Origin of the sequence: Microbacterium sp. CFBP 8801 (assembly GCF_014839455.1) — a bacterium.
Classification (GTDB): Bacteria; Actinomycetota; Actinomycetes; order Actinomycetales; family Microbacteriaceae; genus Microbacterium.
Genome location: NZ_JACYNU010000021.1, coordinates 24,150 through 30,422, shown reverse-complemented (window position 1 = coordinate 30,422; position 6,273 = coordinate 24,150). Strand labels below are relative to the sequence as shown.

The 6,273-nt window shown below is 63.7% G+C and carries 5 protein-coding genes and 1 pseudogene; 2 read left to right on the top strand and 4 right to left on the bottom strand.

Going from position 1 to position 6,273, the window contains the following annotated elements:
• Positions 1 to 272 precede the first annotated feature (272 nt).
• Positions 273 to 776, bottom strand: a complete 504-nt coding sequence (locus tag IFR11_RS15055) for an isochorismatase family protein (protein WP_191916696.1) — start codon at positions 774 to 776, stop codon at positions 273 to 275.
• A 49-nt stretch (positions 777 to 825) separates the two neighbouring features.
• On the opposite strand from IFR11_RS15055, the gene IFR11_RS15050 reads away from it, so the two are divergent.
• On the top strand, positions 826 to 1,278 hold the full coding sequence (locus tag IFR11_RS15050; protein ID WP_191916695.1) for a hypothetical protein: 453 nt from the start codon (positions 826 to 828) through the stop codon (positions 1,276 to 1,278).
• Positions 1,279 to 1,402: 124 nt separating this feature from the next.
• Here IFR11_RS15050 and IFR11_RS15045 read toward each other — a convergent pair whose 3' ends face one another.
• Positions 1,403 to 2,020 (bottom strand): hypothetical protein, encoded by a 618-nt coding sequence (locus tag IFR11_RS15045; RefSeq protein WP_191916694.1) that lies wholly within the window; start codon positions 2,018 to 2,020, stop codon positions 1,403 to 1,405.
• A gap of 105 nt (positions 2,021 to 2,125) precedes the next feature.
• Positions 2,126 to 2,635, bottom strand: a complete 510-nt coding sequence (locus IFR11_RS15040) for a hypothetical protein (RefSeq protein WP_191916693.1) — start codon at positions 2,633 to 2,635, stop codon at positions 2,126 to 2,128.
• A 910-nt stretch (positions 2,636 to 3,545) separates the two neighbouring features.
• Here IFR11_RS15040 and IFR11_RS15035 point away from each other — a divergent pair.
• A complete protein-coding gene (locus tag IFR11_RS15035) occupies positions 3,546 to 5,594 on the top strand; it encodes an SNF2-related protein (protein ID WP_244630809.1) in 2,049 nt (682 codons plus the stop codon).
• 252 nt (positions 5,595 to 5,846) lie between these two features.
• Here IFR11_RS15035 and IFR11_RS16900 read toward each other — a convergent pair.
• Positions 5,847 to 6,263, bottom strand: a pseudogene (locus IFR11_RS16900) (AlbA family DNA-binding domain-containing protein); the annotation flags it as partial.
• Between the last annotated feature and the right edge of the window lie 10 nt (positions 6,264 to 6,273).

Sequence of the window (6,273 nt, the reverse complement as noted above, 5' to 3'; positions counted from 1 at the left end):
CCCTCCCGCCATCGAACCGCCGGCGGACGCCGACGACGAGACTCGGCTGCTTTGCGCGGTGGGGTTCTGGATCCCTTGAACGGCACCCGCGTCCGCGCACCGCTCCCTCAAAGCTGAGAGCGGGGGGCGTACGTCCGTTGGATAAGGGGTGGGACCGCACCATCGTGCGGCTATCGAGTTTCGAGAGCGAGCCGGCCTTCGCGCGAAGGCTGAGACGGCGCACGGCGATCTGATCTCGAGCGCCTGTTCCGGTGATCTCCAGGTGCGCCGGGTCAGTGCCCGAGAGCGGCCAGGATCTCTGCGGTGGTGGCGACCTCCGCCATCATCGGGAAGATGCGCTGGATGCTGTTGTCGTGCGTTTCCGCGCGGAGATCGGTGACGGCATCCGATGCGATCACGAGTTCGTAGCCGAGATCGCGTGCCTCACGACCGGTCGACTCGACTCCGATGCTGGTTGCGACGCCCGTGAGCACGAGGCGGGTAATGCCGCGATCGCGCAGCGTCCCGTTGAGTCCGGTGCCCGAGAATGCGCTCCAGGCGGGCCTTGTGACGCGAAGGTCGTCGGCCTGCACGCCGAGGACGGCGAGAGGCTCGCGGAACCCCTCGGGCTCAGCTCGCCCGGGTTGATCTCCGGAACCGGCGCGACTGAGGGCGAAGGTGGCGACCACGACGGGAAGCCCGTGGCGGCGGAAAGCTCCCGCCAACTCCCCCGCGCGCTCGGCCACGCCGTCAACAGGAAGGAAGAACTTGTACCGGGTGTTTCTCAGGCCAGACATCGTCATTAGAAACGATTGGCTCATCGACCCCAGCAACTTCGTCGGAGACGTGGAACTCGCGGAAGTATGCCCGCCTGGCATCGATGTCGCCCGCTACCTCAACTATCACGAAGACCCCGGCGGATTGTCGCTTGCCGTCGGTCTAGAGGCGATCGCAGCGACGCAGCGGGTCGCCGTCCCGACGCTCACGAACCTCGACGAGCAATGGGTCTCCGAAACAGCGGAGGAGATCCAGACCGCTAACGAGGCTCCACCCCGCCCGATTTGGATGCAAGCTCGACAAACGGTCAACCCGCAGACGCATCGAGCTGGGCAGATCGCGGAGGGCCTTGCGCAACGGCTACCGGTGAACCTGCGCGATCAGTTCAGATCGGCAGTCGGATATGCACACGGAATCGACCCAAGCCAGTGGTCTCGGCACGCGATAGGGCTTGTCGCCACGATCACTACGCCCGACTCCGTGCTTGCTCACCTCGCCCAGCAGCCAATTCGCACCACATGAGGCGGCGGTCACTACTATCGCGAGGAACTCGCTCCTATATTCAGCGATTGAGCCGGCGCACTCCCTGTCGCGCAGCCGGGCGACAGTCGGCAACGCGGGGGTCACGATGTGACGGGGGCAGCTTTCACCGCGAAACGTTGAGCCCACGGATTATCATCCCAGGCGCGGTTACCTCGTGGAGTCCGGGGATCTGCGGCTCAGCGATCGTGCTGTCGGGTGGTGGCTCGGGGTTTGACTCGCCCATCGGCTCCTCCCCGCGCGTCACCCATACCTGGGTTCCATTGGCAAGCGTCAAGACAGGACCGATGTGGTGAGGGTCTGGCGCGACTGGGGGTACTGACATCCAGACGTTGGCCTTCGTGAGCTGGTCCCAGCGGTCACTCACTTCGATGACTTCGTACCGCGCGGGGGCTGCTGTCCTGGGCTTCATGGCGGTTCGTGTCACGCCGATCACGGACGCGAGCCGACGGCCATCCTCGAACGCAGGCGGGTCATACTTCCATAGCGCACGATCGCCCGTTGGAACGAGCATCGGGTTCGTCGAAAGATGGCTCTCCTTCGTCTCGGCCGTTTGCCACGCGACCTCTCCGTGGAGCGACGTTTTCCATATACCCGCCAGGCCTACGTCGGCGATATAGGTGTCGTCTCCGTGGACCCAGACTCTGAAGTGCCCGCATTGGAGGCCCGCGTTGTCACCCTGTGTGATCGCGAACGCGAAGCGGATCGCGGGACTCTTACTCATGACTCAGTGGAGCAGTGCCCCGCGTCATCAGTGCGTAACGAACGGGGTCCACCCTGAAGCAACGACAATGCTCCCGGCCCGATGCGAGTCGGGGCGGATGCGCGCTCAGACGAGCTTGATTGTGATCCCACTGTTGACCTTCCCGACACTACTGAACTTCCACGGCTCCAAAGAGTGCTCGCGGAGCTCTTCGAGGAGGCCGGTGGGGTCGGGGTGCGTTCCGATCAGATCCTCGGATGAGCCCCGATGGTCAGCCGTATCCTGGCCTCGGTAGATCTCGACCGCGCGGCCCTCATCGATCGCGCGACGACACACCGCACGCGCGTAGTACGCAGTGAACTGCCCATCTCCCAAAGCGGCAGCAGAATCAGCGACGTTGATGGATTTACCGTCGCTCTGGTGGGTCGCGAAGATGCCGGCCGAAGCAAGGTGGCTGGTGAGCGTGTCCGCGTCGCCTGCGGCGAAGGCTTCACGTAGCAGATCGACGTAAGCGGCTTGGCTTCCTGGAACGGCTCGCTTGCTTTCGTAGAGCCTCCCAGCAGCAATGTCGGAGCCGAGTTCCTCGAGCATCAGTTCTCTGACGGCCGGGTCCAGGTCTACGAAGTTGTAGGTCATGGGAAGTCTCCGATTCTTTGCTGCATGGGCCGAGCTCGAGTTCTGGGTACGCGGGAACCCGATGCGCGATGACAGTCCGACCGTACCTTCCGTGAGATACCGACGTCGGGATCGCCGAGGCCAATCTCGGCGATCACCGGGTGGTGCGTCAGAGGTTCAGTCCGTGGGCGCGGGCGAGCAGATCTGCGACATCGTTCAACCCTTGCCGTCGGAGGTGGGGAATGAAGTGCGTCATGGGTGGCTGATTGGAGCGGTATGGGTTCGAGTCAGCACCACTATGCAACCCTCCGCCCGGTAACGTCGAGAGCCCACCTCCCGGAAGGGTCGACAGGCCACCGCCGGGAAGAGTGGAAAGTCCGCCTCCTGGGAGAGTTGACATACCCCCGTCAGGAAGGGTCGATAGACCTCCCCCCGGCAAGGTGGAAAGTCCACCCCCGGGCAAAGTCGACAGACCGCCGCCCGGGAGGGTCGATGCCCCGTCACCGGGAAGCGTGGACATTCCTCCGCCGGGGAGGGTGGACAAACCTCCACCGGGCAGGGTCGACCGGTTTCGCGGCCACGTGGTTCGCACAGTCATCCGATCAGCATGCCCCACGGCGACCGGCGCGTGCATGGAACCGTCACCTAGCAACACGTCCTAGCGGCTCAGAGGTGGGCTCACGCCACCTCGGCCTTCGGATCTCGCCCGCCCCGCTTGCGCGTCCAACCGCGCCGACGGAAGGCCCCCATTTCGCCGCGGTCGCCGCGAACCCTGACGTACAGGCGCCTCTCCCGAACCAGTGAAAGGAGGCGAGTCGAGCGTCGCCGGTTTCCGAGGCTCTGGTTAGGATCGGCCTTGCCCGTGCACTCGCGGATCAATCCGCACGGGGCGCGGACCGGCCTACTGGACGCGGGGAGGGGACGCACAGCTATGCGAGTAATCGACAACGTCTCCGACCTGCTCGGCGAGGACCTCAAGTCCGAGATCAGCCGCGGGTCCAAGGTGCGCATCGCCGCGTCCACCTTCTCGATCTTCGCGTTCGAAGCCCTGCGCAACGAGCTCGAACACATAGAGGAGCTCGAGTTCATCTTCACGTCTCCATCGTTCAGCAACGGTCAGGCGACGGACAAGTTGCGCAAGGACCGTCGCGAGTTCTTCATCCCGCACGCCGAGTCATCCCTCTACGGCTCGGAGTTCGAGGTTCGTCTCCGCAACAAGCTGACGCAACGCGCGATCGCCCGCGAGTGTGCAGCCTGGGTACGTGAAAAGGTCACGTTCCGATCGAACGCCAGCGGCCACCAGATGCAACAGTTCGCCGTCGTGGACGACGGTGCCGCTTACATGCCGTTGCAGGGGTTCACCACTGCAGACCTCGGATACGAGCGCGGCAACGCCGTGTCCAACATGGTCACGAAGTTCGAAGGCGCCACCGAGACGAGCAACTTCCTCCACTTGTTCGATCAGATCTGGGCGAGCCCCGGCCAGCTGACCGATGTCACCGAAGCGGTTCACGACCACATCGCGAGCGTGTATGCCGAGAACTCCCCGGCGCGCATCTACTTCCTCATCCTCTACAACCTCTTCGCCGAGTTCCTCGACGACATCAGCGAGGACGTTCTGCCGAACGATCGCACCGGCTATCAGGACACCAAGGTCTGGCAGAGCCTGTACAACTTCCAACGCGATGCCGCGACCGGCATCATCAACAAGCTCGAGACGTACAACGGCTGCATCCTCGCCGACAGCGTCGGCCTCGGCAAGACATTCACCGCGCTGGCGGTCATCAAGTACTACGAGCTCCGCAACAAGTCCGTCCTGGTCCTCGCGCCGAAGAAGCTCGCCGAGAACTGGACGAACTACAACGCCAACCTCACGACGAACATCTTCGCGAGCGACCGGTTCAACTACGACGTCCTCGCGCACACCGACCTCTCCCGCACCCGAGGTGAGTCGCTGGGCCTCAGGCTGGATCGCATCAACTGGGGCAACTACGACCTGGTCGTCATTGACGAGTCGCACAACTTTCGTAACGCCGACTACGCCGAAGAGAAGGAGTCGCGCTACCAACGCCTCATGCGGCAGGTGATCCGTGACGGCGTGAAGACGAAAGTGCTGATGCTGTCTGCGACACCGGTGAACAACCGATTCAATGACCTCAAGAATCAGCTGCAGCTGGCATACGAGGGCGACAGCGACACCCTCGCCGCGAAGCTCACGCTCTCGACGTCGGTCGAGCGCGTGTTCCGCGACGCGCAGACGGTCTTCAACGACTGGTCGAAGCTACCCGCGGAGGAGCGCACGGCCGACCGCATCCTGCGGATGCTCAATTTCGACTTCTTCGAGCTGCTCGACGCGGTCACCATCGCGCGGTCGCGTAAGCACATTCAGGCGTTCTACGACACGAGCGAGATCGGCGCCTTCCCGCGACGGTTGCCGCCGGCATCCATCCGCGAGCCGCTCACTGACTTGATGGACGTCCCCTCGTTCAACGAGATCTTCGAGCAACTGCAGATGCTGACGTTGGGCGTCTACACGCCACTCGCCTACGTGTTCCCGAGCCGCATGAGCAAGTACGAAGACCTCTACAACGTCACGACGGGCAACGCACGCTCGAACCTCGGTCAGCAAGGTCGCGAAGAGGGCCTGAAGAAGCTCATGACCGTCAACCTGCTCAAGCGTCTCGAGAGCTCGGTCGAAGCCTTCCGCTTGACGCTGGCGAAGATCGAGGCCGCGGTCGACGGCACGCTCACGCGGCTCAGCAACCACTCCGGTTCCCTTCCGGAGATCCGTGAGATGGGCGATCTCGACTTTGACCTCGACGACGAAGACGACGCCAACGTCGAACCCTGCCGCGTAGCCTCGCTGTCCGTCCTGACTGCGTACTGCCGCAGCTCGCGAGGCCGTCCGGTACTCCGTCAGGCGCGTGGCCTTTCGTGCCACTGCGGGGAATCGCCCGAGGTCCCGCGCGAAGAGGAGTGATCCCAGATTCGTAATCGAGGTTCCCGCCTCAGAGCGAACCAAGAACCCCTCAGCGGCGAGCTGATCAGCCACCCCACGTCGCGTTTCCGGCAGCGGGAGCCGTAGCAAGTCGAAGTAGGCACTATGAGCGAGCATCTCGATGGCCTCCTCGTCGCTCAGTCCTGACTTGGCTGAGCCCGTCTCGAAGGTGGTCCCTCGGAACGCCTCCCACAACCGAGCTTCGTGCTCCGGGTACTCACGGAGCTTCTTCTTGTAGCTTCCGATCCGCACGTACCGCTCGGAGCGGAAGGCGACGGGCCGCGACCTCGCGGCGTCGATCTCGAGAATGACGGCTGCGATATCCCCGCCCGTGCCGACCCGCCGGAATTGGAAGTAGACCTGCGGATCGAGCCCCCTCGACAGCCACGGGATCAGGTCTTCACCGCCGGACCCCTTCGAGGACCAGGGATCGAAAGTGGTCCCGACAACAGCGTGATCTGCGTCCCGGACACCCCAGATCATGTATGCGTGCGTGCGATGGGCCAAAACAGCGGCGTTGGCAAGCGCTGAGATGTACTCCCCCACGTCGTGCGGTTCGACCTTGTTCTCCTTGAACTCGAGCCAAGGTGCCTCAGTCGGAGCGGCACACAGCTTTGCAAGGAGGCTCTGGTCAGCTGTCAGGCCCGGCATCTGTTCGCCG